This window comes from Mesorhizobium sp. LNHC229A00 (assembly GCF_000502415.1).
Taxonomy (GTDB): domain Bacteria; phylum Pseudomonadota; class Alphaproteobacteria; order Rhizobiales; family Rhizobiaceae; genus Mesorhizobium.
Genome location: NZ_AYWQ01000027.1, coordinates 1 through 23,806, shown reverse-complemented (window position 1 = coordinate 23,806; position 23,806 = coordinate 1). Strand labels below are relative to the sequence as shown.

Annotated in this window: 28 protein-coding genes and 2 pseudogenes; 15 read left to right on the top strand and 15 right to left on the bottom strand. The window is 63.7% G+C overall.

Annotation, left to right across the window (positions count from 1 at the left end; all coding sequences use genetic code 11):
- Positions 1–95: 95 nt before the first annotated feature.
- Complete coding sequence (locus X742_RS142365) at positions 96–1,070, bottom strand: GlxA family transcriptional regulator (RefSeq protein ID WP_023775087.1); 975 nt, start codon at positions 1,068–1,070, stop codon at positions 96–98.
- Positions 1,071–1,334: 264 nt separating this feature from the next.
- Between X742_RS142365 and X742_RS1000000176820 the strand changes: the two genes are divergently transcribed.
- From X742_RS1000000176820 to X742_RS142370, 4 genes and pseudogenes are all read left to right on the top strand, one after another.
- A complete protein-coding gene (locus X742_RS1000000176820; protein WP_023775086.1) occupies positions 1,335–1,826 on the top strand; it encodes an FAD-dependent monooxygenase in 492 nt (163 codons plus the stop codon).
- Positions 1,736–2,353: pseudogene (locus X742_RS1000000176815) on the top strand (FAD-dependent monooxygenase); the annotation flags it as partial. The gene X742_RS1000000176820 and the pseudogene X742_RS1000000176815, both read left to right, overlap by 91 nt.
- Positions 2,354–2,431: 78 nt before the next feature.
- Positions 2,432–2,860: a hypothetical protein gene (locus X742_RS1000000176810; RefSeq protein ID WP_348524195.1), complete on the top strand. Its 429-nt coding sequence runs from the start codon at positions 2,432–2,434 to the stop codon at positions 2,858–2,860.
- Positions 2,861–3,014: 154 nt separating this feature from the next.
- Positions 3,015–3,725: a hypothetical protein gene (locus X742_RS142370; RefSeq protein WP_023775084.1), complete on the top strand. Its 711-nt coding sequence runs from the start codon at positions 3,015–3,017 to the stop codon at positions 3,723–3,725.
- Between the two features lie 66 nt (positions 3,726–3,791).
- Here the strand turns inward: X742_RS142370 and X742_RS142375 are convergent, their stop codons facing one another.
- Positions 3,792–4,157 carry a hypothetical protein gene (locus X742_RS142375; RefSeq protein WP_031248614.1) on the bottom strand — a complete coding sequence of 122 codons (366 nt, stop codon included), beginning with the start codon at positions 4,155–4,157 and terminating at the stop codon, positions 3,792–3,794.
- A gap of 222 nt (positions 4,158–4,379) precedes the next feature.
- Here X742_RS142375 and X742_RS142380 point away from each other — a divergent pair, with 222 nt between their 5' ends.
- Positions 4,380–4,820, top strand: coding sequence for a hypothetical protein (locus tag X742_RS142380; protein WP_023775082.1), 441 nt, complete (start codon positions 4,380–4,382; stop codon positions 4,818–4,820).
- A 67-nt stretch (positions 4,821–4,887) separates the two neighbouring features.
- Here the strand turns inward: X742_RS142380 and X742_RS142385 are convergent, their stop codons facing one another.
- Positions 4,888–6,510: an ABC-F family ATP-binding cassette domain-containing protein gene (locus tag X742_RS142385; RefSeq protein ID WP_023775081.1), complete on the bottom strand. Its 1,623-nt coding sequence runs from the start codon at positions 6,508–6,510 to the stop codon at positions 4,888–4,890.
- 275 nt (positions 6,511–6,785) lie between these two features.
- On the opposite strand from X742_RS142385, the gene X742_RS142390 reads away from it, so the two are divergent.
- Both X742_RS142390 and X742_RS142395 read left to right on the top strand, forming a co-directional pair.
- Positions 6,786–7,100, top strand: coding sequence for an EthD family reductase (locus X742_RS142390; RefSeq protein WP_023775080.1), 315 nt, complete (start codon positions 6,786–6,788; stop codon positions 7,098–7,100).
- Between the two features lie 154 nt (positions 7,101–7,254).
- Positions 7,255–7,542, top strand: coding sequence for a hypothetical protein (locus X742_RS142395; RefSeq protein ID WP_023775079.1), 288 nt, complete (start codon positions 7,255–7,257; stop codon positions 7,540–7,542).
- A 403-nt stretch (positions 7,543–7,945) separates the two neighbouring features.
- Here X742_RS142395 and X742_RS142400 read toward each other — a convergent pair whose 3' ends face one another.
- Positions 7,946–8,644 carry an SDR family NAD(P)-dependent oxidoreductase gene (locus X742_RS142400; RefSeq protein ID WP_023775078.1) on the bottom strand — a complete coding sequence of 233 codons (699 nt, stop codon included), beginning with the start codon at positions 8,642–8,644 and terminating at the stop codon, positions 7,946–7,948.
- 167 nt (positions 8,645–8,811) lie between these two features.
- Between X742_RS142400 and X742_RS02440 the strand changes: the two are divergent.
- Together X742_RS02440 and X742_RS142405 are read left to right on the top strand one after the other, a co-directional pair.
- Positions 8,812–9,440: pseudogene (locus X742_RS02440) on the top strand (glutathione S-transferase family protein).
- A 134-nt stretch (positions 9,441–9,574) separates the two neighbouring features.
- Entirely contained in the window at positions 9,575–10,063 is a 489-nt protein-coding gene (locus X742_RS142405) for an Rrf2 family transcriptional regulator (protein ID WP_023775076.1), read from the top strand.
- On the opposite strand, the gene X742_RS142410 is transcribed toward X742_RS142405, so the two are convergent.
- The 4 genes from X742_RS142410 to X742_RS142425 form a co-directional block, all read right to left on the bottom strand.
- Positions 10,046–11,074, bottom strand: a complete 1,029-nt coding sequence (locus tag X742_RS142410) for a mechanosensitive ion channel family protein (protein ID WP_023775075.1) — start codon at positions 11,072–11,074, stop codon at positions 10,046–10,048. The two genes, X742_RS142405 and X742_RS142410, sit on opposite strands and share 18 nt — an antisense overlap.
- A 66-nt stretch (positions 11,075–11,140) precedes the next feature.
- Complete coding sequence (locus X742_RS142415; protein WP_023775074.1) at positions 11,141–11,569, bottom strand: cupin domain-containing protein; 429 nt, start codon at positions 11,567–11,569, stop codon at positions 11,141–11,143.
- A gap of 45 nt (positions 11,570–11,614) precedes the next feature.
- A complete protein-coding gene (locus tag X742_RS142420; protein ID WP_023775073.1) occupies positions 11,615–12,367 on the bottom strand; it encodes an SDR family oxidoreductase in 753 nt (250 codons plus the stop codon).
- A gap of 55 nt (positions 12,368–12,422) precedes the next feature.
- Positions 12,423–12,902: a carboxymuconolactone decarboxylase family protein gene (locus tag X742_RS142425; RefSeq protein WP_023775072.1), complete on the bottom strand. Its 480-nt coding sequence runs from the start codon at positions 12,900–12,902 to the stop codon at positions 12,423–12,425.
- Positions 12,903–13,026: 124 nt separating this feature from the next.
- On the opposite strand from X742_RS142425, the gene X742_RS142430 reads away from it, so the two are divergent.
- Positions 13,027–13,977, top strand: coding sequence for a LysR family transcriptional regulator (locus X742_RS142430; protein WP_031248612.1), 951 nt, complete (start codon positions 13,027–13,029; stop codon positions 13,975–13,977).
- 5 nt (positions 13,978–13,982) lie between these two features.
- Here the strand turns inward: X742_RS142430 and X742_RS142435 are convergent, their stop codons facing one another.
- Complete coding sequence (locus X742_RS142435) at positions 13,983–14,582, bottom strand: YdeI family protein (RefSeq protein ID WP_023775070.1); 600 nt, start codon at positions 14,580–14,582, stop codon at positions 13,983–13,985.
- A gap of 185 nt (positions 14,583–14,767) precedes the next feature.
- Here X742_RS142435 and X742_RS142440 point away from each other — a divergent pair, with 185 nt between their 5' ends.
- The gene (locus X742_RS142440) at positions 14,768–15,112 is read left to right on the top strand and encodes a VOC family protein (protein ID WP_023775069.1); all 345 of its coding nucleotides are present in this window, start codon (positions 14,768–14,770) and stop codon (positions 15,110–15,112) included.
- A gap of 66 nt (positions 15,113–15,178) precedes the next feature.
- On the opposite strand, the gene X742_RS142445 is transcribed toward X742_RS142440, so the two are convergent.
- Positions 15,179–15,658 carry a cupin domain-containing protein gene (locus X742_RS142445; protein WP_023784374.1) on the bottom strand — a complete coding sequence of 160 codons (480 nt, stop codon included), beginning with the start codon at positions 15,656–15,658 and terminating at the stop codon, positions 15,179–15,181.
- A 65-nt stretch (positions 15,659–15,723) separates the two neighbouring features.
- Here X742_RS142445 and X742_RS142450 point away from each other — a divergent pair, with 65 nt between their 5' ends.
- Positions 15,724–16,179, top strand: a complete 456-nt coding sequence (locus X742_RS142450) for a MarR family transcriptional regulator (RefSeq protein ID WP_023775067.1) — start codon at positions 15,724–15,726, stop codon at positions 16,177–16,179.
- A 156-nt stretch (positions 16,180–16,335) separates the two neighbouring features.
- Entirely contained in the window at positions 16,336–17,064 is a 729-nt protein-coding gene (locus X742_RS142455; protein WP_023775066.1) for an SDR family oxidoreductase, read from the top strand.
- A 24-nt stretch (positions 17,065–17,088) separates the two neighbouring features.
- On the opposite strand, the gene X742_RS142460 is transcribed toward X742_RS142455, so the two are convergent.
- Both X742_RS142460 and X742_RS142465 read right to left on the bottom strand, forming a co-directional pair.
- Positions 17,089–18,045, bottom strand: coding sequence for a LysR family transcriptional regulator (locus tag X742_RS142460; RefSeq protein ID WP_023775065.1), 957 nt, complete (start codon positions 18,043–18,045; stop codon positions 17,089–17,091).
- A 22-nt stretch (positions 18,046–18,067) separates the two neighbouring features.
- Positions 18,068–18,973, bottom strand: a complete 906-nt coding sequence (locus X742_RS142465) for a S1C family serine protease (RefSeq protein ID WP_023775064.1) — start codon at positions 18,971–18,973, stop codon at positions 18,068–18,070.
- A 246-nt stretch (positions 18,974–19,219) separates the two neighbouring features.
- Between X742_RS142465 and yghU the strand changes: the two genes are divergently transcribed.
- The gene (gene yghU, locus X742_RS142470) at positions 19,220–20,086 is read left to right on the top strand and encodes a glutathione-dependent disulfide-bond oxidoreductase (protein WP_023775063.1); all 867 of its coding nucleotides are present in this window, start codon (positions 19,220–19,222) and stop codon (positions 20,084–20,086) included.
- 86 nt (positions 20,087–20,172) lie between these two features.
- On the opposite strand, the gene X742_RS142475 is transcribed toward yghU, so the two are convergent.
- On the bottom strand, positions 20,173–20,472 hold the full coding sequence (locus tag X742_RS142475; RefSeq protein ID WP_023795599.1) for a DUF1236 domain-containing protein: 300 nt from the start codon (positions 20,470–20,472) through the stop codon (positions 20,173–20,175).
- A 485-nt stretch (positions 20,473–20,957) separates the two neighbouring features.
- The gene (locus X742_RS142480; RefSeq protein WP_023775061.1) at positions 20,958–21,203 is read right to left on the bottom strand and encodes an exopolysaccharide production repressor protein; all 246 of its coding nucleotides are present in this window, start codon (positions 21,201–21,203) and stop codon (positions 20,958–20,960) included.
- A gap of 211 nt (positions 21,204–21,414) precedes the next feature.
- Here X742_RS142480 and X742_RS142485 point away from each other — a divergent pair, with 211 nt between their 5' ends.
- Positions 21,415–22,155 carry a sulfotransferase family protein gene (locus X742_RS142485; protein ID WP_023775060.1) on the top strand — a complete coding sequence of 247 codons (741 nt, stop codon included), beginning with the start codon at positions 21,415–21,417 and terminating at the stop codon, positions 22,153–22,155.
- A gap of 687 nt (positions 22,156–22,842) precedes the next feature.
- Here X742_RS142485 and X742_RS142490 read toward each other — a convergent pair.
- The coding region (locus X742_RS142490) for a WD40 repeat domain-containing protein (protein ID WP_031248611.1) at positions 22,843–23,806 on the bottom strand (964 nt) is incomplete at its 5' end.

The window sequence follows — 23,806 nt, the reverse complement described above, 5'->3', positions numbered from 1 at the left end:
CGGCACCACCGCTCGTCGCAATGCTATGGCCAGCTTCCGCACCGACGCAATCGGCCAGGCGGGGTATGCGACACGACCAAGGCCGTCGCCTACCATTATCCTCCCGCCGCCACTGCCCGGTTCGGATGCCTGAGGTGGGTTGGCGTGATGCCGGTCTGCTGGCGGAACACACGGCTGAAATGGCCGGCATTGGTGAAGCCGCAGCGGTAGGCGATATCGCCGATCTGCAAGTCGCTGCCTTCCAGCAGCGACTTCGCATTATGCACCCTGAGCGCCAGATATGCCGCCATCGGGCCGATGCCCAGTTCCAACCCGAAGAGCCGTTCGAGCTGGCGCCGCGAGCAGTTCAGGCGGCTTGCGATCTCGGCCACCGACAGCGTCTCCTGCAGGTTGCTCTCCATCAACAGCAAGGCCCGCTTCACCGCCCGGCTCGACGCCGCCGGAAACAGGTCGCCGACGGGCTGCACGTCGCGGCTGCTCCTGATCCGGTCGAGCACCAGGATCTTGGCGGCCTTCTCCGCCGCCTTCTGGCCGATGAACTGGGACACGAAATGGCCCGCGAGGTCGGCGGCACCCGTGCCGCCCGCGCATGTCGCGCGGCCCCGGTCGACGGTAAAAAGGCTGTCGGCATGGGCGTTGACCTCCGGGAACCGGCTGCGGAAATCCTTGATGTGGAACCAGCTGACGGCGGCGCTGTAGCCATCGAGCAACCCATAGCGCGCCAGCACGAAGCTTCCCGTGCAGAGCGCCGTCAGCGGCACGCCCTTGCCCGCGGCACGCAAAAGGAACGCCTCCTTCTCGGAACTCAGGCTGCGGTTGGTGTCGAGCAGCCCGCCGACCACGACCACGTTGTCGAAATCCTCGGGGTTTCCGATCCCCCCGGTCGGCAGCAATTCGACGCCGCAACTTGCCCGGATCGGCAGGCCGCGTTCGCCGACGATCTCCCAGTCGAACTCTATCCTGCGGCTGCGGTCGCCCTCATCGCCCGCCAGCCGCAGCGTGTCGATGAACAGCGACAGCGGCGACAGCGTGAAGTCGCGAACGAGGAGAAACGCAAAACGCCTGGCCATTATTGTTCAAAACCGTACTCGTGCACTCTGTTGCGCATCAGTCGCCACCCCCTTATACAGCCCGTGTCGGAAAAGGCAGAGTTGGTTTGGTAAGCCCAACTCCTTTCGCCAGCGAATTCCTTTCGCCGGGAAAGTTCTGGTCTTTGGCTTCGTGCACGAGATCCCCGCGACGAACATCGGACGCTGCTCAAGCGCCCAATCGTTCGTCCGTGTGGGTCTCAACGCGAGGAACGCTCCGGTCGAACATCGACCAAGGAGTAGTTCATGCACAACCCCAATTCATATGATGTCGTGATTGCCGGTGCCGGCCCCGTCGGCCTGTTTCTCGCCTGTGAGCTGCGCTTGGCGGGCCTCGCCGTGCTGGTGCTGGAGCAGGCCGAGCATCCCAGCTCGCCTCTCAAGCGGCTGCCCTTCGGCATGCGCGGTCTTTCAGCGCCCACCATCGAAGCTTTTCACCGTCGCGGCCTGCTCGGCGACATCGCCGCGCCGCAACAGGCGGGCAGCGGCGTTGCGGATGCCGCGCACTGGATGCAGCAGGCGCGCCGGCCCGGCGGCCATTTCGCCGGCATCCAGTTCTACCTCGACACCGTCGACAGCTCGAAATGGCCTTATCGGCTGCCGGACGCGGCCGGCACCCACATGGCGTCCGACATGGAGGCCATCGAAACCTTCTGGCCGCGCGGGCAAGCGCGATCGGCGCCGAGATCAGGCGCGGCCTCCGCGTCGAGGACGTCAAGCAGTCGGATGAGGACGTGACCATCCGCGCCGGCGGCGAGACGTTTCGCGCGCGCTGGCTCGTCGCCTGCGATGGCGGCCGCAGCGCGGTTCGCAAGGCCGGCGGCTTCGAATTCGCCGGCACCGATCCCGAATTCACCGGCTATTCCGTCGAGGTCGAGTTGGCCGATCCCGACAAACTTCAAGTGGGCCGCCGCTACACGGCGACGGGCATGTATACTTACGCGCGGCCGGGCACGATCGCGATGGTCGAGTTCGACGGCGGCGCTTTCCATCGCACCCGGCCGGTCACACCAGAGCACGTGCAGGCGGTGTTGCGCCGCGTTTCAGGCACGGATGTCACCCTGACGGAACTCCGGCTTGCCACCACCTGGACGGACCGCGCCCACCAGGCGACGGCCTACCGCAGGGGCCGCGTGCTGCTCGCCGGTGATGCCGCGCACATCCATTCCCCGCTCGGCGGCCAGGGGCACAGCCTTGGACTTGGCGACGCGATGAACCTTGGCTGGAAGCTTGCCGCGACCATCCGCGGCGACGCGCCGGCGGGCCTGCTCGACAGCTATTTCAACGAGCGGCACCCCGTCGGCGCGCAGGTTCTCGACTGGTCGCGCGCCCAGGTCGCGTTGATGCGGCCGAGCCGCGGCGCGCGCGCACTCGAAGCCATCATTCGCGACCTCATCGGCACGCGCGACGGCGCGACATACTTCGCCGGGCGCGTCTGGGGCGTGTCCCTGCGCTACGAACTCGGCAGCGCCCATCCCCTGGTCGGCCGTAGCGCGCCCGACTTCGAACTGGCCGACGGGACAAGGCTCGGCGAGCTTCTGAGGTCCGGGCGCGGCTTCCTTCTGGACTTCGACGGCCATGCCCCGCTTCAGGCGCTTGCCAGCCGCTGGAGGAACCGGATTACCTATGTTGCCGGCAATGCCGGGGAGCGGCTGGGCTTGACTGCCCTGCTCGTGCGCCCCGATGGCTTCGTCGCCTGGGCCACCGACGCTGATCCAGACCTCGAGGGAGTTGCCAAGGCCGCGGCGCGGTGGTTTGGCGAACCCGAATGAAGCGTGTCCATCGGGCAGCGAATCAAAGTGCCCCGCCTATGAATCCGAACACCCGCCAGGTCCCCTGCTAGGGGGAACTGATCGAGCCTGATTTCGGTTGTCTGTTGTGCGAACGATCGTTGCACGGCAGGCACCTGACGAGCGAAGATGAGACATGAAACCTGCAGCCAAGCAGCGCGGTTCCCTGCGGAAGATCCTAGGTGGCATCGCAGCGGCGATCGCGACCACCCCTGATCGGACGGCCGAGCAAGGCGCGAGCGCCGCGTCAATGGTTGCCGAATGGCCGCTGCCGCCATCGGCGACGCTTGGCTCCTCCTTGCGCCTGAAAGGGATCGAACGCGAAGTACGAGCCAGGCTGCCCTGGACAGCGAGGAAATTTGCCAAGGCCGAGACCGGCCGCATCGTCTTGCGCATGCCGCAAGCCGACGCGGATGCGTTCCGGGCCGCCTCGGCGACCATCTCCAGGACGCTGGAAGGGATCGAAGCGCTGGCCGTGCTTCCGCGAGAAGCGGAGGACATTCTTACCATCTCGTCGCGCGAGCGGCACAAGTGGCTCAGGGATGGTCGCCTGAAAAGCATCGGCACGCGCACCGTGAAGATGCGCGGGCGATCCAAGGCCGTGACCTTCCATGTCTTCGATCCACGCCACATCGAGGACGCTCTTGATCGTGACTTGGCGACCGCCTGGCGGGAAGAGGACGCGAGGGAAACATCCGAAAACAGGCGGCGCGGAGCCGGCAAGGCCGCACTGACGCGAGCAGGCAAGCGGACGGGCAACGCCCGCAGGACCAGGAATTCGAGAAAAGACGATTCGCCAACGCTCGAGGGCTGGGACACGTTCGAGGCGGAGGGATTGCTGCGGTAAAGCAACAACTCTAGCAAAACTGTAAAGATTTTCCGGCGAGGGATCGCGCTCGCGCCGCATTCCCGTCTATGGATATCTGGCCTTACCGGGGCCAGCAGCGCCGAGATCGCCCTGCAATTCCTTGGGCAAGGGAAGGCTCGAACATTGCAGATGGACGTCGCGTGCGAGCAGCTTTCGCTGCTTCTGCTCGTGCTCCTTGGTGGCCGCTATGATCCCCAAGCCATACGGGCCAAGTGCGACGAATTCCCAACCCGGATGCGTTTTTTCGCGGACCGCGTAGTCCGAGGCCGCCGCTCGAGCTTGCTGGCATTGCGGCGTTGCCCATTTCTGGTCCTGCTGCGAAAGCGAGGCTCCGTAGTCGACCGGAGAGGTCGCGCATCCGGTCATCGTCGCCGCCAATGCGGACATTGCAAGCCCCACGGCAATTTTCATCCAGAATCCCCTTGCCAACCACCGTGGAGAGTACACGGACGCCGTCATCTCACAAGACGACCGTTGCGACCAGAGCCGGCCTCGTTTCGGGGCGGCCCGCCCATCGCCAGGATTTGGACCGCGGCTTGGAACCAATGATGGGCGAGACTGTTCAGTTGTAACTTGATACGACCCCGACATTCTTGCCGGCGGGCAAGGCGGCCATCTTCAGGAGTTCCCATCATGACCATTTCGTCCGGATTTCGTTCAATCGCCGTTGCCGCGATCGCCGCTGCGGGCGTCAGCCTGGCCAGCGCCGCGCATGCCGACAGCGGTAAAATCCGCTTCTCCGTCTACAAGGCGGCCTTCTTTGTCGGCGGCTCAGGTGGCGAGGGCACGCTGACTTTCCATGGTCGCAAATACCCGATCTCGATCGGCGGCGTCTCGGGCGGCCTCGCCTTCGGGGTCTCCAAGACCTATTTCCAGGGCACCGTGCGCCACATCAAGCGCGTCCGGGACGTGACTGGCGTATACGGCGCCGCCGGCGGCGGCGGCACGCTCGGCAAAGGCGCCCAGGTGATCGTGATGACCAACGACAAGGGCGCCCAGCTTGAACTCACGGGCCGACAGGTGGGCCTGCAGGTCAACGCCGATCTGAGCGGGCTCGCCATCTCGCTGAGATAAGCCTCGTGGCATGAAGCGCGTCGCCATGACCGTGCGACGCGCTCCGGCACACATGTTGAACTGGAAATCAGCTCCTCAGCCCGGGTGCTTCCTGTCCAGTGCGCTCGACATATTCCGTATAGCCGCCACCATAGGTGTGGATGCCTTCCGGCGTCAGTTCGAGCACGCGGTTCGACAGCGCGGCCAGGAAATGCCGGTCGTGCGAGACGAACAGCATCGTGCCCTCATACTGCGACAACGCCTCGATCAGCATCTGCTTGGTTGTGATGTCCAGATGGTTGGTCGGTTCGTCCAGCACCAGAAGGTTGGGCGGATCGAACAGCATCAGCGCCATCACCAGCCTTGCCTTCTCGCCGCCTGACAGCACCCGGCATTTCTTCTCGATCTCGTCGCCGGAAAAGCCGAAACAGCCGGCAAGTGCCCGAAGCGGCGCCTGGCCGGCCTGCGGAAAATTATCCTCCAGCGTCTGGAACACGGTGCGCTCGCCTTCGAGCAACTCCATGGCGTGCTGGGCGAAATAGCCCATTTTCACACTCGGTCCCCGCGCCACCGTGCCGGTATCGGGATCGGAAGCGCCGGCCACCAGCTTCAGCAGCGTCGATTTCCCCGCGCCATTGCCGCCCATGATGCACCAGCGCTCGCGGCGGCGGACCTGGAAGTCGAGCCCTTCATAGATGGTGCGGCTTCCATAGGCCTTGTGCACGTTCTTCAAGGTGACGACGTCCTCGCCGCAGCGCGGCGCCGGCTGGAACTCGAAATTCACCACCTGGCGGCGCTTTGGCGGCTCGACGCGGTCGATTTTGTCTAGCTTCTTCACCCGGCTCTGCACCTGCGCGGCATGCGAGGCACGCGCCTTGAAGCGCTCGATGAAGGCGATCTCCTTGGCCAGCATCGCCTGCTGACGCTCGAACTGCGCCTGCTGCTGCTTGTCGGCGATCGCCCGCTGCTGCTGGTAGAATTCGTAATTGCCGGAATAGGCGGTGAGCGATCCCGCATCGATCTCGACGATCTTGTTGACGATGCGGTTCATGAACTCGCGGTCGTGCGAGGTCATCAGCAGCGCGCCGTCATAGCCTTTCAGGAACTGCTCAAGCCAGATCAGGCTCTCAAGGTCGAGATGGTTCGACGGTTCGTCGAGCAGCATGGCGTCTGGCCGCATCAGCAGGATGCGGGCCAGCGCCACGCGCATCTTCCAGCCGCCCGAGAGCTTGCCGACATCGCCGTCCATCATCTCCTGGCTGAAGCCCAGACCATCAAGCACTTCGCGCGCGCGGCCGTCCAGCGCATAGCCGTCGAGTTCCTCGAAGCGATGCTGCGCCTCGCCATACTTTTCGATGATCTCATCCATCCGGTCGGCCTGGTCGGGGTCGGCCATCGCAGCCTCGAGTTGCGCCATTTCGGCCGCCACCTCGCTCACCGGCCCAGCACCGTTCATCACTTCCGCGACCGCGCTGTGGCCCGCCATGTCGCCGACATCCTGGCTGAAATAGCCGATGGTGACGCCACGATCGACCTGCACCTGGCCCTCGTCAGGCTGCTCCTGGCCCGTGATCATGCGAAACAAGGTCGTCTTGCCGGCGCCGTTCGGCCCGACGAGGCCGATCTTCTCGCCCTTCTGCAGCGTGGCCGACGCCTCGATGAAGACAAGCTGACGGCCGTTCTGCTTGCCGATGTTTTCAAGTCTGATCATGGTGGTCCGGGGGAGGCTCGAAGGAGATTGGAGGATTTGCCCGCGCCCTTACGCGAATGAAGATGCCAGGGGAAGAGGCAGAAGCGCCGCGGATGCCTTGGCGGAGCACGAGGCGCCGATCTCCTCGGCCGGGGGGATCGGCTGTTTGCATGGCTGCTCCTGCCTGCCGGCGCACATAAAAATCGACGGCCGTCGAAATCCGCGATTGTCGAACGACTTCGGTTTGGCGGCCTTTACAGGCTGACCATCGACATCAACAGGACAGGACCATGGCAATGGCCAAGATGCTCGTGATCTACAAAACCCCGGCCGATCCGGCCGCGTTCGACCGGCACTATTTCGACGTTCATATACCGCTTGCCAAGAAGCTTCCCGGGCTGCGGCGCTACGATGTCAGCAGGCGACCCATCGTCAAGCTGTCGGCGGGCGAGATGCCTTATCTGGTGGGAACATTGTATTTCGACAGCCTCGACGACATCCGCACCGCCTTCGCCTCGGAAGTCGGCGTCGCCTGCGCCGCCGACCGGCGGATACTGGCTCCGGGCGACGACGATCTGACGATGCTGTTGTTCGACGCCGACGAGGTGTGATCCCGACCGCCAGAAACACTCCAGAAACAAGATTCAACATCCGGGAAAAACTGAGGAAAACATCGTCGGGCATAACATGCTCGTGGCAACCGGACAGCGGTCGCCACCAATGCAAGGGATGCTGCCCGCGATGCAACGACATTCGACCGGATGGATGAGTGCGCTCGCAGGCATTTCGCTGGCCATGCTCGCGGTCGCACAGTCGGGTGCGGAGGCGGCGGTCACCCGAAGCGAATATTGCAGCCGGCTCGGTCTTCAACTCGACGGCGCCATCCGGACCAAGGCCGAACCCGGTGCCAGTGCGAGCCAGATCGCGCAGGCAACGGCACTGCAGGACAAGGCGAACCGGTTCTGTGCCGAGAGCAAGCAGGCGCAAGGCATCCGGACCTACGCCAACGCCCTGAAGCTCCTCGGTGTGACACCGGTCGACCTCAACCAGTGACGAGCAATCATCCCCCTTGAAGACCCGACATGAAAAAGGGCGGCTTTTTCCTGCGGGCAATTGCGCGAGCGGTCCGCCCCTCGCCGCTCTCGTGCCGATAGCTTACTTCTCGCCCAGATGCTGGAAGCCCCCCTGCTTCCATCGGTCGCTTTCCATGGTCTGCAGCCGGGCCACGTGCTGGCGCGCTGCGTATGGAAGAGATGATGCACGGTTAGCCGGCGAGATTGATGCGAAAACAAGCAGTTGGCAGAACTTCCCGATTCAGATGCTGAACGCCGTTAGGCAATGCCAAACGGCGCCGGAATTCCAATCCTCATCTTCACCTCCTGTTCAACGACCGCCATCACCATGGCAGTCCCGCCATCACCATGGCAATCCCGCCATCACCATGGCAGTCCTGCCGTCACCACGGCAATCTCTTGCCATCGCGAAAAAAGCCACCGGTCGGGCCGTCGTCCGGCAAGGTCGCGGCCCAGACGATGCCGGCCGCTCCTTGCGCGACCGGGCGTCCGCCCGGTCCGCCCATGTCGGTGGCGACCCAGCCCGGGCAGACGGCATTGACCAGCACGCCGGAGCCGCGCAGCTCCGCCGCCAGCACGCGCGTCAATGCGTTGAGCGTCGCCTTCGAGGTCGAATAGGCCGGCGCCCCCGGCCCCATCGAGGCCAGCGAACCGCCTTCGGACGACACATTGACCAGTCGGCCGTGGCCGCCCGCCCCGAGCAGCGGCGCGAAGGCGGCGGCCGCCCGCCAGGCGCCGAAGGCGTTGGTCTCGAACGCCTCGCGGATGACGGTCCAGTCGGGCCGCGAGGCGCGCGAGCCGGTGTCGTAATGGACGGCGGCATTGTTGATCAGCACGTCGAGCCGGCCGAACCGCCGCTGGACCCCTTCGGCTGCCGTCCGAGCCGCGTCAGGCGCGGCGACATCGAGCGCGATGACCTCGACATGGCCATCGAGCGCCTTGGCCGCCGCCTCGCCTTTGGCGACATCGCGCACGCCGAGCAGTACGGTAAAGCCGAGCTTGGCTAATTGACGGCCGGTTTCCTGACCGATTCCGCGATTGGCGCCTGTGACGAGGGCGACTTTGCCGGAATGGATGCTCATCTGTCATGCCTTTGTGGATGTCGACCATCGAAGCGAAGATGGCACGGACGGAATTGATTTATTAGGCGGCGGAGACCGCAGTCATTGTGCGATCGGTTGCATGAGTTGCGTGGGGGTGTCGGCAGGCGCCGCGCCATGCGATCGGTGATCCATCACGAAGACCGGTCATGCTCACGCTTTACGATTATCCGCCATCGCGGAACGGCTGGAAAGTCCGGGTCCTGCTCGGATTGCTTGAGATTCCCCACGACAGCCACCCCGTCTCGATTTTCGAGGGCGAGAGCCATACCGACGCCTTCCAGGCGCTCAACCCGGCAGGCGCTGTTCCCGTACTTCAACTCCAAGACGGCAGCGCAATTGCCGAATCCAATGCGATCCTCACTTACCTCGCCGAAGGCACGCCCTTCCTGCCGTCGGACCGCTATCGGCGTGCCAAGCTCATGCAATGGCTGTTCTTCGAACAACACAATGTCGAGCCCATCATCGGCTCGCTGCGCTTCTGGACCTTGACCGGACGGCTCGAGCGCAACCAGGCCATGGTTGCCGGAAAACGCGAAGCCGAGCCCGCACGCTCGCCACCCTGGACCGCAGCCTTGGCGAGACGCCGTTCATCGCCGGCAGCGACTTCACCATCGCCGACGTCGCCGTCTATGCCTATAACCACCGCGCCGGCGATTGCGGCTTTTCGCTGCCTGACTATCCGGCGTTCGCCGCATGGACGGACCGCGTGCGCGATGCCATCGGACCCGGCCACCCCGTCCATCCCTACGGTATCGATCCGCATTCCGGAGCCTGAGCGCATGCGCCGACAGGCCCGGGCTACAGCGGATCATGGCTCCCCGCCAGAATCCGTCTCTGTTTACACCGCGGTGGAATAGGGATACTTTTTATCCTTAATAGGTCGGTCGGTACCGACCCCGGAACCCGTGGATGATCCTGAAAAGCCAAGTCGAATGGGCACTGCACTGCTGCGCCATTCTAGCCGGTCTGCCCGAGGGACGGTATCTCTCGACAAAAGCGCTTGCCGAGTTCCACGGCCTTCCCAAGGAATATCTCTCCAAGGCACTGCAAAGCCTGTCGCAGGCGGGACTGGTGCACACCACGCTGGGGCCGTCGGGTGGATACCGGTTGGCGCGGACGCCGGCAGAGCTGACCTTCCTCGACATCGTGGAGGCGGTTGAGGGCAAGGCGCGGACGTTTGTTTGCAACAATATCCGCGAGAACAATCCGTGTCGTCCCCAAGGCTATTGCGAAAGCAACCCTTGCCCGGTGGCGCGCATCATGTGGGAGGCCGATGAGGCCTGGCGCGCGAAATTGCGCGCCGTCAGGCTTTCCGACCTCCCCGAAGCGTTGGCGCTCGACATCCCCGCGGAGCTTTGGAAAAACAGCTTCGAATGGGTGCTAGAGCGCGCCGGATGAACGTGGCCGCATGACCGTCGCGGGCGGCTGGTCTCCCGTCGCCGGCAATAGGACGGCGTAGCTCTGAGGCGACATCGCAAGGCGCAGACCATTCGTCTCGCAATGGCGGTGGATGAGGTCGATCACCTCATTCCTCGCCAGCAACCGGTCGCCTGGACCGGCCACGCAAAAGAGCAGGTCCATGCCGATCGCCACCGCGTCTATCTCCTTGAGCGCGACGAGCGGTGGCGGCTCCTTGACGATCCGTTTGCAGCTCTGGAGGACCGCGAACATCGCCTCTTGGATGACGTGCGGCGCGTGCGTGGCCGCGATCCGAATGGTCAGGGTCATCTGCTGCGTCGCGTCGGGACGGCTGAGATTGGTCAGGCTGAGCTTCGCCAAGACGCTGTTGGGAAGGACGACGATATTATGCGCACCGGTAAGCAGATGCGTGGAGCGCCAGGTTGTTTCAACGACACGTCCTTCCGTGCCGTCGCTCAGCATGATCCAGTCGCCGAGCGTGTAGGGTCGGCCCAGCGTCAGCGCGATGCCGGAGAAGACGTCACCAAGCGTGTTCTGCAGCGCAAGTCCGACAATGATCGCGACCACGCCCGACGTTGCCGCCAGCGTTCCGATGGGAGCACCGAAGACGAAGCCCGTTATCGACAGCACCACGCCGAGATAGATCGCGGCGACCACCAGGTCCTGGAGCAGGCGCGCTTCTCGAGGCCTGTGCTCCAGGACGACGTAGAGGCGCACGAAGCCGACGAGCGTCCAGGCAAGATGCGTCCACCAGAGGATCCGCGCGGACTTCGCCAGATACGCGCCCGTTCCCTGGAGGTCCGCCTGGTCGACCCAATGCGGCAGGATGCCGCCGAAGCCGAGCACGGCCGTCATGACGGCGAAGAACAGGATCTGGACGATCAGGCGTGCCATGGAACGCCCACGGCCCTGGAAATACCAGACGACGATGCCGGCAAGCCCGAGAAGGTTGATCAAGACCAGAGTCAGGAAATGATGATCGCCGAACATGGGCTCACCGACAGTATTGGCTGGCGGCAGGGCCGGACGCGAGGAAGGGCGACCGGCCTCGCGCCCCTATTTCTTGGCCGGATAGGTTAATTCCTTCTGGGCGCTATCGACCACGAACACCGCCAGCAGCTTCGCGGGCTTCGTCTCGCTGCCGTTTTCGCTCACGCTGTGGCGATCACCCGGCATCTCCGAAAAGCTCTCACCGGCTTTGTAGACCTTGACCGGGTCGTCGTTGACCTGGCTGCGGATGGAGCCTTCCAGAACGGTGGCATAGATGAAGGCGGAGCTTGGATGCGTATGCGCCTCCGAGTAGCCGCCGGGGCCATATTCGACGATGATGCCCTTGATGCTTTTGCCCGGGGCATTCGGCAGTTCATGCTCATAGACGAGGGTGACCTTGGCGGCCTTCTCGCCGGCGTGATGGGCCTCCTTGGCGCCAACCTGGCCGGCCAGTGCCGCTGTCACGGCGAGCGCGATGGCGATTGACTTGATCATTCGAAAACTCCTTTGTGTGTTGAGCTACGGCTCATCCCCTGGCGGTCATTTCCGCGCCGCGGTGGCGAACCATTGTTCGAAGGTGATGCGGCCAAGGCGCGGATTGTTGTCGGAGACGAGCGAAGTGTCGTTCAGCCTCGCGCCGAAGTAGAGCGCCTCCGGATCAGCCACGACCTCGCGGGGATCGCCGACAGCCTTGAGGTAGCGGGCGACGAGTTCGCTCATCCGCGCACGCTCCGGGCCGGAAATCTCGATCATGCCGTTGATCGGCGCGCCGAGCGCGATCTCGGCCATCACATCGGCGACGTCGTCCGATGCGATGGGCTGCACATAGGCCGGCGACAGGTGCACGGCCTCGCCGACCGTGCCGGACTTGGCGATGCTGGCCAGGAATTCCATGAACTGCGTCGAATGAACGATGGTGTAGGGGATGCCGGAGGCCTTGATAAGCTCTTCCTGGACGAGCTTGGCACGAAAATAACCGCAGTCCTGCAGGCGTTCGGTCCCGACAACAGAGAGCGCGATGTGGTGCCTGACCCCGGCAATTTTGCTCGCGGCGAGCAGGTTGCGGCCTGAAGTGGTGAAGAAATCCATGGCGGGCTGGTCCTCGAACGAAGGTGAATTGGCGAGGTCGATGACGACCTCGGCGCCAGCGAGCGCCGCCTCCAGGCCTTCGCCCGTGATGGTGTTGACGCCGGTATTCGGGGCGGCGGCAACCACCTCACAGCCCTGCTTGCGCAGCCGTTCGACCGTCTTGGAGCCGATAAGCCCGGTGCCCCCGATGATGACGATTTTCATGATAGTCTCCGTTCGCGGTCGCGCCGCGTCGTTGATGGTTTCGTTGAGGGAGAGGTCAGTTCAGGCCGGCCTTGTCGAGGCCGTAGAGCTTGTCCGCGGAGCCGGGCACGGCCTTGAAGGCGACGCTGACACGGTTCCAGGCGTTGATGGCCATGATCGAGAAGGTGAGGTCGGAGATTTCCTTCTCCGAAAGCTGCCCGCGCACGCGTTCATAGAGCTCGTCCGGGATACCGCCTTCGGGGAGTTTGGTGACGGCTTCGGTCCAGGCAAGGGCGGCACGTTCGCGGGGAATGAAAAGGATCGATTCGCGCCAGACGGGGAGATGGTACAGCCGCAACTCGCTCTCACCGTGGATCTTTGCTTCCTTGACGTGCATGTCGAGGCAGAAGGCGCAGCCATTGATCTGGGATGCCCTGACGTGGACCAGATCGCGGAGCTTCTCTTCGATCGCGCCATGTGTCTCGGCCATGCTGAAATCGAGGAGCTTCTTGAAGAGTTCAGGCGATTGCTGGGCGGCGTTCAGGCGCTGCGTCATGGCTTTTCCTTTATGGATATCTAACGTCCTTAAGGACATTTAATATCCATAATGACTGGACAGTAAAGCGCCACCCGCTTAGGATGCGGACATAAGGCTTATGTCGAAAAGTATGAGGGCGAGGATGGACGTCGTATCGGCGTTACGAACGTTCCTGCGGGTGGCGCAGACAAAATCCTTCTCAGCGGCCGCCATCGACCTCAATCTGACGCAGCCGGCTGTATCCCGCCAGGTCTCCGCGCTGGAATCGCATCTCAAGACGCGCCTCTTGCACCGCACGACGAGCGCGCTCGCTTTGACGGCGGAGGGTGAACGGATGCTGCCGATGGCGCTGCGCGTCATCGAAGCGGTCGAAGCGCTCGGCGAGGCCAGCGGCGCCGAAGCGGCAGCCATATCTGGAAAGGTGAGGCTCAGCCTGCCGACGCCCCTCGGCGTCTTCCTCAGCGACCGTCTGGGAGAGCTGCTGGAGCGCCATCCGGCACTTCAGGTCGAGTTGCTCCTTCGGGATGAACCGTCGGACGTGGTCGCGAATGCGATCGATCTCGAGGTACGCCTCGGGCCGGTCTGTGACAGCAGCCTGATCTGCCGCCGGATCGGCTGGACAACTGCCTTTCTCGTGGCCTCCCCAGCCTATCTCGAGGGACGCAGCACACCGCGGACGCCGCAAGACATCAAGGATCACTCCTGCATTTGCTACAGCCGTGGCGGCGACGGCCGGTCATGGTCGTTCTCCAGTGGAGCAGAGGAAGTCGTTCTGCGGATTGAGCCCCGCCTCGTCGCCAACAATTCGATGGCCGTCCATCGCGCGACCCTGGCGGGAGCCGGGCTTGCGGTGCTTTCCCACATCCTCGCCGGATCGGACATCGAAGCGGGGAGTCTGGTCAAGCTGATGCCGGATTTTCCGCCGACTCGCCTGCCGATCAATGTCGTCTACCCGTCCCGCCGGAATATCCCGCTGCGTGTGACAACGGTCCTCGACTTTCTTGTCCAGGCCGTCCGCGGCGATGTCTTGATGGCTTCGTCGGCGCCCGTGCGCACAATTCCCGAACCCTTGACCCACATGCCCGCGTCTTAAGGCTCCTATTTCTTTCCCTGCGGATAGATCGTCTCGCCGCGCTTCAGCATCGCCACGAAGGTTTCGATCTTCTTCTTGCGCCCGGCTTCGGTCTTCATGTTGTGGGTGCGGAAGGCGAGCGAGAAGCGGTTCTGCGCGCTGAGCTTTTCCAGCATCGCCTTGGCAGCCGGCTCGGCATCGATCGCCGCTTGCAGATCATCGGGGATTTGCATTTCCTTGCCGCTGCCATAGGCACGTGCCCAGCGCCCGTCGGCCTTGGCCGCCTCGACCTGTTTCAACCCGTGCTCGGTCATGCGGCCCTCCTCGATGAGCCGCGCGACATTGTCGATGTTGATCTTGCTCCAGATGCTTTTTTTGCCGCGCGGCGTGTAGCGCTGCAGGAAACTGTTCTCGTCCAGTCCCTTGCGCACGGCGTCGATCCAGCCGAAGCACAGCGCGACGTCGATGGCTTCCTTCGGTGTGATCGACTTCAGTCCCGACCCCACCTTGTGGACCTTGATCCACACTTCGGTTTTCGTGGCGTGGTGCTGGCCGAGCCAGGCGTAGAAGCTCGCCGCACCGGGGAATTCCCGGACCTTGTCGGGGTCGACCTTGACCGGCGCCATCAGCCGGCATGTCCGTTCAGGATTGTCGTCATCGGTATTACCTTCATCATCGTGCGATTGCCGCCATCATGGCATGACCCATTGTCAGTTTTCGTCAGCAATGGAGCACGCGGTCAGGAAGCACCGGAACGTGCCATCCAGCACCGCGTTGCGGCAAGAGCGCACCGTTCGATGGAGGTTTCCTGATGGCAATCGAAACCATTTTCGCCCATGTCAGTTGCTCCGACCTCGAGGCCAGCATCGGCTGGTACGGAAAACTCTTCGGCAAGCCGCCGCTGCGCCGGCCGATGCCGAGGCTGGCCGAATGGCAATTCACCGACAGTGCCGAAGTGCAGCTGTTCGAGGACAAGGAGAAAGCCGGCACCTCGACACTGACGCTCGGCGTGCTGCCGCTGGCGCCCGAGAGACAGCGGCTTCTAGATGCCGGTCTCGAACCCGGCCCGATCGAGGAGGCCGACCATTTCTGGATCATGCGCATGCGCGATCCCGACGGGAACCTGGTGGTGTTCGCGAGCGCGGAACGCGAATAGGAGCGCCGAACTGCCCGCGCAGGACGGCATTTCCCTCCTGCGCCCCAGGACGGGGAGATAGGCCGCCTAGGCTGGCGGCGGGACTGCCGGCGTCAGCCCATGGCGGCGCATGATCTCCATCATCCCGGCTTTGTCGGGCGGACCGCCGGCGGCGGCGTGGAACATGGCGAAAATCTCGCGAAAATAGTCCGGGCCGATCGCCGCCGGGGTGACAACGCACAACACCTTCGCCCCTTGGCTGCCATTGTTGTCGAACCGGTGGACGGCACCGCGCGGAATACAGAGCGCGTCTCCCGGTCCGACCTCGATCGGCTTGCCGTCGACGGTCCAGGTCAGCACCCCGTCAACACCATAGATCGTCTCCTCGTAGTGATCATGGCTGTGCGCCGGCGCCAGCAGGCGCAGTCCGCTGGCTACCTTCAACTCGAAGGCGGCGACGCTGCCATTCGAACCGTCGCCCGTCACCAGGAAGCGAATCGCTAGCCCCTTGTCACCGTCGCCAATGGTTTCGTCGGCTGGATTGACCTGAAGCTGCATGGCTGACATTGCGCAAATCCTCCCGGTAAATTACATTTACTAGCTGTCAGTAAACTCAATTTACCGGATCGTCAATGGCCACCTCCAACGAAGTTCTGCGGACCAAGACCGAGGACCTTTTGATCGGCGCCCTGCTGCGCGTGCCAGCCCAGGCCATCCAGCGCCGGCTGATCAGGGAGCTCAACGCCGCCGGCTTCGACGAACTGCGTCTTCCGCATATGGCCGTGCTGCAGTTTCCCGGCCCGGACGGCGCGCGGCCCGGAACGATCGCCGAGCGTGCCGGCATGAGCAAGCAAGCCATCAACCAGTTGCTCACCAGTCTGGAAGGGTACGGTTATCTCGTCCGCTCCGACGGCGAAGGCAGCGCGCGCGTAGTGCGGTCCACCGAGCGCGGCCACGCCGCTTTCTGGAAAATGGTCGACATATTGCGCGACATCGAGGAGGACTGGCGCACCGAACTTGGGCCGAAGCGCTTCGCCGAACTTAAGGTGCTCTTGTTCGCGGTCTGGGATAGCCCGCTCGCCCGTTGAGCAAGCTCCGGCTATCGAGGCAATCGGGTTTCCAAACCGCACCGCGCCGGGACCAATCGGCATCTCCGATAGCACCATCGGTTTCTTCCGTTTCCCCTCACCGCATCGAGCTGTCAATTCCCTGCCCTTGTCCAACCAAACGAAGGCAGAGCGGAAATGAGCATTTCGAACCAGAAAATCCTGATCGTCGGCGGCGGGTCCGGCATGGGCCTCGCGCTTGCAAGGCGCTGCCTCGCAGCCGGGGCCGAAGTTATCATCGCCGGGCGCGGCGAGGACAGGCTGCGGCAAGCGCGTGAGGCGCTGGGTAATCCCCCAGGGCTGGGGCTGGCCACTGTCGACATCACCCGGGAAGACCAGGTCGGGGCGTTGTTCGCCGGGATCGGCGGCCTCGACCATATCGTCAGCACCGCCGCCGACATCGAAGGCGCCTACCGGCTGCTGCCAGAGCTCGATCTCGAGGCGGCGCAACGCGTGGTCGACAGCAAGCTCTTCGGCCCGCTGCTGCTTGCCAAGCATGGTGCGCCACGGCTGGCAGTGGCTGGCTCGATGACCTTCGTCTCCGGCATCGCCGCCTACCGGCCGGCCGCGCGCGGCTCGGTCGTCGCCGCCGTCAATGCCGCGCTCGAAGGGCTGGTGCGGGCGTTGGCGATAGAACTCGCGCCGCACCGCGTCAACGCGGTGTCGCCCGGCTGGGTCGATACCGAGATTTGGGCGCAGGTTGCCGGCAAGAGGAAGGCAGAGACGCTTGCGGCCATGGCCGAGCGGCTGCCCGTCGGCAGGATCGGCCAGCCCGAGGACATCGCCGACGCGATTGCCTTCCTCATCGGCAATGGCTTTACCACCGGCACGACGCTCCACGTCGAGGGCGGACATCGTCTCGTCTAAAACAGACGGCTCTGCGAAATGCTTTCAAAGCAAGACCTTGGAGCGGCTTGAGGATTCAGCGTCTGAACTGGCTTTCGAGGATGCCGGCGCCTGCATGTCGCGCGCGGCGGTGAGCAGTCGGCGCAATGCCGGCGGCTGGACGCGCCGGCGCCGCCAGATCATCATCAGCGGCGCCGCCTGTTTCGGGCCGGGCCAAGGCAGTTCGATCAGCTCACGACGCTTGAGCGCGTCGCTGACGGCCAGACGTGGAACGAGCCCCAGCCCCGCGCCGGCCGCCACCAGCCGGGCAATGGCACCGATGCTGCCGACTTCCGCGGCAAGTTCAGGCGCACCAGTGCCCGCCTCGGCAAAGGCGGTGTCGAACATGTGCCGGTAGATGCACCCAGGCTCCGTCGTCACAAAGCGCAGCGCCGCAAGGGCGGCCAGGTCGCACGGAGCCAGCTTCTGCCCCGGCGCGGTGACCAGCACCAACGGTTCGGCCAAAATCGTGCGCCTGGCGAAGCGCTGATCAGCGCCGCCGTCGGATATGTCGCGGCGCTCGAAACAGAAGGCGACATCGATGTCGCCCTCCTCCAGCAGGCGCAGCAGCGTGCCGCTATCAGTGACTTTAATCCGCACGGCGATATCAGGATAACTGGCCTGGAACCCCGGCAGCCAGGGCGCCAGCCGGGCCGAGGCGATCGTCTCAAGGGCGCCGATGGTCAGCGCTCCGCTGGTCCGTCCCGCCACCGCGAGCACCGCCGCCCGCGCCTCGGCATCGAGCCGCAGCAGTTCCTCGGCGATGGGCTTCAACGCCAGTCCCGCCGGGGTCAGTTCCAGGCCCGACTTCGCGCGCGTGAACAAGACAGCGCCAAGCTCGGCCTCCAGCGTCTGGATCTGGTCGCTCACACTCGACTGGGCGAGATGAACCGTCTCGGCGGCGCGCGTGACGGTGCGGCAGCGCGCCACCGCGAGGAAGGTCTTGAGCAGTCTTGGATGCATCACCTGGCCGAAATCGCCCGGCCTACTGCAGTTGTGGCTTTTTCAGGAAACTGCCGCGGTCGGCGGATTTCACGCGCAGCCACGTTTCGCGGCCGTCGCGCACCACCCGCATCGGGATCTCGGCACCGGCCGAACCGCTTTCCCACAGCTTGCGATAGAAGTCGGCGAGCCCGTCGACCGCGCCGTCGCGAACCTCGGAGATGACATCGCCTTCGCGCAGGCCGGCCTTGGCGGCCGGGCCGCCCTCGGTCACGCTCATCACCACCACCTTGCCGTCGCTTTCGGCCGACAGCGCCCCGAGCCACGGGCGCGGCGGCTTGGCCACCTGGCCACGCGTCAGCAAATCGTCGAGGATCGGCGGCAACAGGTCGATCGGCACCACCATGTTGATATCGGCCACCTCGCCGGCGCGGCTCATCTGCAGGCGCAGCGAACCGATGCCGAGCAGTGCGCCCTCGGCGCTGAACAAGGGCGCGCCGCCCCAGGACGGATGCGCCGGCGCGATGAAAATCGCCTCGTCGAGCAGATACTCCCAATAGCCGGCGAATTCCTGCTTGGTGACGATCTTGGCCTCGACTGCCCGGCCGATGCCGTCGGCAAGCACCACCGCGTCGCCGATCCTGGCCTTGCCGGCATCGCCCAGCGCCACGGCCGGCAGGCCGGTCGGCGCCAGCGCCTGGACGAGGCCAAAGCCCGATTCCTGGTCGTAGGCCAGCGCATGCGCGGGAATGACACGGCCGTCATGCGATGTCAGCCAGACCTCTTCCGCCTCGGTGATGAGATAGCCGATGGTCAGCACCAGCCCGTCATCGCGGATGACGACGCCGCTGCCCTCCCTGAGCGTGCCGAGGGCCCCGGCCGTGAAGGCGTCCTCCGGAACGGTCGCCCGCACGGCAACCACGGAGCGCGGATTGGGATTGATGGTCATGATTTTGTCCTGCGATGCGAATGCCTGGCGGCTTGCTGTATAGGTATGCCACGCGGGAGAAGGCGCAAGGGGTGTGAACGGTGGCCATGGACCACGAAGCCAATCACTTGGCCTTTCGAGGTTCGAACGCCCGGCAGGACAATGCGGCGGCCCAAGATTAACATAGTTCAACACAAGTTGAACTTCCTCCTCCACGGCCCTACCTATAAGCGCCTATCCATCCTTCCCACGACAAGAGGCCGTGCAATGACCGAATACACCCCGCCGAAAGTATGGACCTGGAACAAGGCCAATGGCGGCAGCTTTGCCAACATCAACCGGCCGATCGCCGGTCCGACGCATGACAAGGACCTGCCCGTCGGCAAGCACCCGCTGCAGCTTTATTCGCTGGCGACGCCGAACGGCGTCAAGGTGACGGTGATGCTGGAGGAGCTTCTGGCGCTTGGCCACAAGGGCGCCGAATACGACGCCTGGCTGATCCGGATCAACGATGGCGACCAGTTCGGCAGCGGCTTTGTCGAGGTCAATCCCAATTCCAAGATCCCCGCGCTGATGGATCGCAGCGGCAAGACCCCGCTGCGCGTCTTCGAATCCGGCTCGATCCTGGTCTATCTCGCCGAAAAATTCGGTGAATTCCTGCCCACCGAACAGCCGGCCCGGGCGGAAGTGCTGTCCTGGCTGTTCTGGCAGATGGGTTCTGCGCCCTATCTCGGCGGCGGGTTTGGCCATTTCTACGCCTATGCGCCGGAGAAGTTCGAATACGCCATCGACCGCTTCTCGATGGAGGTGAAGCGGCAGATGGACGTACTCGACCGCCGGCTAGCCGAGGTCGAGTATCTCGGTGGCAAGGATTATTCGGTCGCCGACATGGCGGTCTGGCCCTGGTATGGCGGGCTGGCGCTCGGCCGGATGTACAATGATTCCGCCGAATTCCTGTCGGTTCAGGATTACAAGCACGTTCAGCGCTGGGCAAAGGCGATCGACGAACGGCCCGCTGTCCAGCGTGGCCGCATGGTCAACCGCGCCTTTGGCGAGCCGTCCATGCAGTTGCACGAACGCCATGACGCAAGCGACTTCGACACCAGGACGCAGGACAAGCTGGCCGCCGAGTAAATTCTGGAGAACTGGCGAGCGGCAAAATAAAAGCCCATCACCGGATCAAATCGGTGATGGGCTCTTTGCTTGATGCACGAGACGGATCAGTGAAGAACTTCCACGATCTGACGGGTGTCCGGGTCGACCAGCACTGTCTGATCGTTGATCACCGCAACGCGATACTTGACATTGGGGACTTCGCGCAGTTCGACCTTGTCCGGCACTGACGAGCCGAGCTTGAGCTCGACGCCCAGAAGGTTCACCGACGCCAGCGGCTCCTTCTTGACGTATTCGCGAACCACCGTCTCCTGTTCCGGCTGGACCACGATCGTGTCCGCCAGGGTCGCTCCGACGCCGCCCAGCAGGACGACGGCAGCCGCGACGCTCGTAAGATAATGTTTCATAATAACCTCCATGATTGGATATGTTCGCTCCGCCTCAGGGAAAACTCTCACGTAACTGGGAGGTTCCGTCCCTGCTTGTGAAATAAATGTGGCGCGCATCCAGAAACATGCCACATTTCGTTTTGCGTACTGGTAAGGATAAGCACTGGTATGCTTTGCTTTTCGGAAGAAACTTCTTCTAATTTGCGGGAATATCAAAGCATCGCGCTTTGCAGCGCAAGCAATGTCGCCTCTTTCTCGGATTACCCGCTCCTTAGCAACAACTAACGTATAGCGAGGAGTGTCGTTCCAAATGCTCTCCCGGCATCCAAAAAAGGCCCGCCCTGCCGGGAGCAGAACGGGCCTTCAACGGACCGGTGGAGGTGGCGCCTCGCCGATCGCGACAGGAAAAACGCACGCATCGCAGCTTCGTTCCACCATGCGCCGTCGCGATTTGGCGGAAGGTCCGCAACGCTCGATAGGCTGGCAGGAGCGGGAGCTCTTCGTTAGAATCGGACGCCGTCCCGATGGAGCGGCGGCACCGGGTTGACTGCATCCGGGCTCATCGCGGCTTCTTGCGCGCGCCTGTGGATCAACCCCAGGACGAGCACGAAGTAGCCGACCTGCAGGACGATCAGGACCACCGCTGTCCAGGCAAGTGCCACCCAGAACGAACCGGTAGCAATATAGGTCCACACCGCGACAAGGATCGTGGTCGCCGACATCCCGACGAGAAATTGCCCAAAATACATCGACCTTCAAGATCGCCGGACCGGTTCCGGTTTCGGCGACTCCCTGCCCCTCTTCACACCCGCGCACAGGCTTTCATTATTTTAGCGACTACGCAAGTATGGCGCCCGCCTGGGCATCCATGTAGAAGTTTGTTGCGCGGCGGCCCCAGCAGGAGCAGTTTGATGCTCACGGACCGCGATATTTGGGAAAAGACGTCCGGGGGGATTGGAAATGACGCTCAAGCTTATCGGCGCCGGTTTCGGCCGCACCGGCACGTGGTCGACCTTTGCAGCGCTGAACAGGCTCGGCCTGCCCTGCTATCACATGCAGGAAGTGATTATAAACAAGGCCAATAAGGGCCATCTTGATTTCTGGCGCGCGGTGGCCAACAGCCCGCCCGGCACCCAGCACGACTGGAACCGCGTGTTCGCAAACTATACGGCCACCGTCGACAATCCAGGCTGCTGCGTCTGGAAGGAATTGATGGCTGCCTACCCCGAGGCCAAGGTGCTGTTGACGCTACACCCACGCGGCGCCGAGGCCTGGTATGAAAGCACCATCGATACGATCTACTTCACCGAGAACTTGTGGCAGTTCAAGATCCTGGAATGGCTCACACCGTTCGGCCGCAAGTTCGGCGACATGTCGCGCAAGCTCATCTGGGGCCGCACATTGGCCGGCGTCATGGGTGACCGCGACAAGGCGGTTGCCCGCTACGTGAGCTATGTCGACGAAGTGAAAGCAGCCGTGCCGCCGGAAAAGCTGCTGGTGTTCAACTTCAGTGAAGGCTGGGGGCCGCTCTGCCATTTCCTCGACGTCGCCCAGCCAAACGAAACCTTCCTTAACCTGAACGACCGCGAAACGATCAAGAAGATCATCCGCGACATCATCAAAGGCTCCTACATCATGCTGGGGCTGACGATGGCCGCCATCGCGGCGGTGATCGCGGCATTGTGGTGGTGGCTGGGGTAACGGCAAGCCCAGGGAGCTCGATCCCTTGCCTGCATGGAGCGGTCAAGTTTTTCGCTCCGAAACAGACGACCTCAAAAGCTACCCGCTTTCATGCGGGCAAGCTGGCTGGCAGCGGCTTTCGCCGGACTTTTGCGCTTGTCTTCCCCTGCCGGGCGGCCACCAGCCCATGCCTGTCCGAGCAGGCTACCGTTCTTGAACCTGGCGGCGACGCCGTGTGACCATATCTCAATTGGATAAAATAGCGGAACGTCCAATGGACATAGCCTGAACCGAACGGGGCCTCTCGGACCTTCGGGCGCACGAAGCAAGACCTTGGTCCTACAAGGAAAACCGATCAGTTCGATCCGCAGGCGCGCAGCCTATCGAGTCAGATAGCAACGCAACGCCCCCGGTCAATCCATGGACCAGCACTTTGCCATACTGCGTCACCGCCTCGCCAAGCCGTCTGGCGGTTGGTCGAACATGCCGGCTAGAATGCCGGGTCTTGCAGCCCCCGCCTATTCCGCTTTCGCGTAAGTTTCCGACGTATGGGCGATGTGCGATGGTGTTGTTGCGGCGGTACGAGCCGCCCTGGTTGGCGCGGGCGCCGAGCACACCCCAACAATGCGCCCCTCCGTCCGCGTCGACCATGGCAAGCGCCCGGTTACTTGACCAGCGTCCATGCCCCGGCCCAGCCTCTCCAGGCATTCACCCCGGCGCCCCTGCGAACAGCACGACGCCGTCACCACCGGCCGCCGGCCAATCCCTGATGGTGCGGTCGGAGCCGCCGGTCAGCACCGTGCCATCGGCGGCGAAGGCGACGGCGTAGATCGGTCCGCTCTGGCTGTCGAACATTGCGATCTGATTGCCGCTCGCCATGTCCCACAGCCTTGCGGTGCCGTCGAGCGATCCCGACAGCAGGCGTTTGCCGTCGGCCGACAGCACCAGAGCGTAGACCGTGCCCTCGTGGCCCTCGAAGCGCTTCACCTCGCGGCCGCTGTCGACGTCCCAGACCTTGATCGTCAGGTCGCCGCTGCCGGTGATCAGATGATGCCCGTCAGCGGTGAACACGGCGCCATAGGTGCCTTGCTCATGGCCGTGCCAGCTGCGCAACTGCTTGCCGCTTTCGATGTCCCAGAGCTTCAGCGTCCCGTCAATGCTGCCTGAAAGGGCCTGCTTGCCATCGGGCGAGACCGCGACCGCGCTGATCGACCAGTCGTGGCCGGTCAGCACATGCAGCACGGCCCCGTTGACGAGGTCCCAGATGATGACGTTGCCGGTGTCGTGCCCGCTGACGGCGCGTCTGCCGTCCGGACTGATCGCCAGCTTGTTGACGCCACCGTTCTGGCCGGATTGGAAGACGTGCAGCACCGCGCCGTCGGAGAGTTTTCGCTGCACGATCTCGCCGTCGTCGCCCGCCGTCAGCGCACTGATGCCGTCGGGCATGTAGAGCGCGGTGCGCGCCATGTCCTTGTGAACGCCGAGATTGCGCATCAGGTGCTTGCCGCTGATGTCCCAGAGCTTGATCGTATGGTCGGTGCTGGCGCTCATGATCGAACGCCCATCCGGCGCCACCGCCAACCAGACGACCGCATCGCGATGGCCGTCGGGCTGCGTTGGTGCCGCCGGCGGCGACGGTGGCAACGGCGCCACCGTCGGCGGCGGAATGACC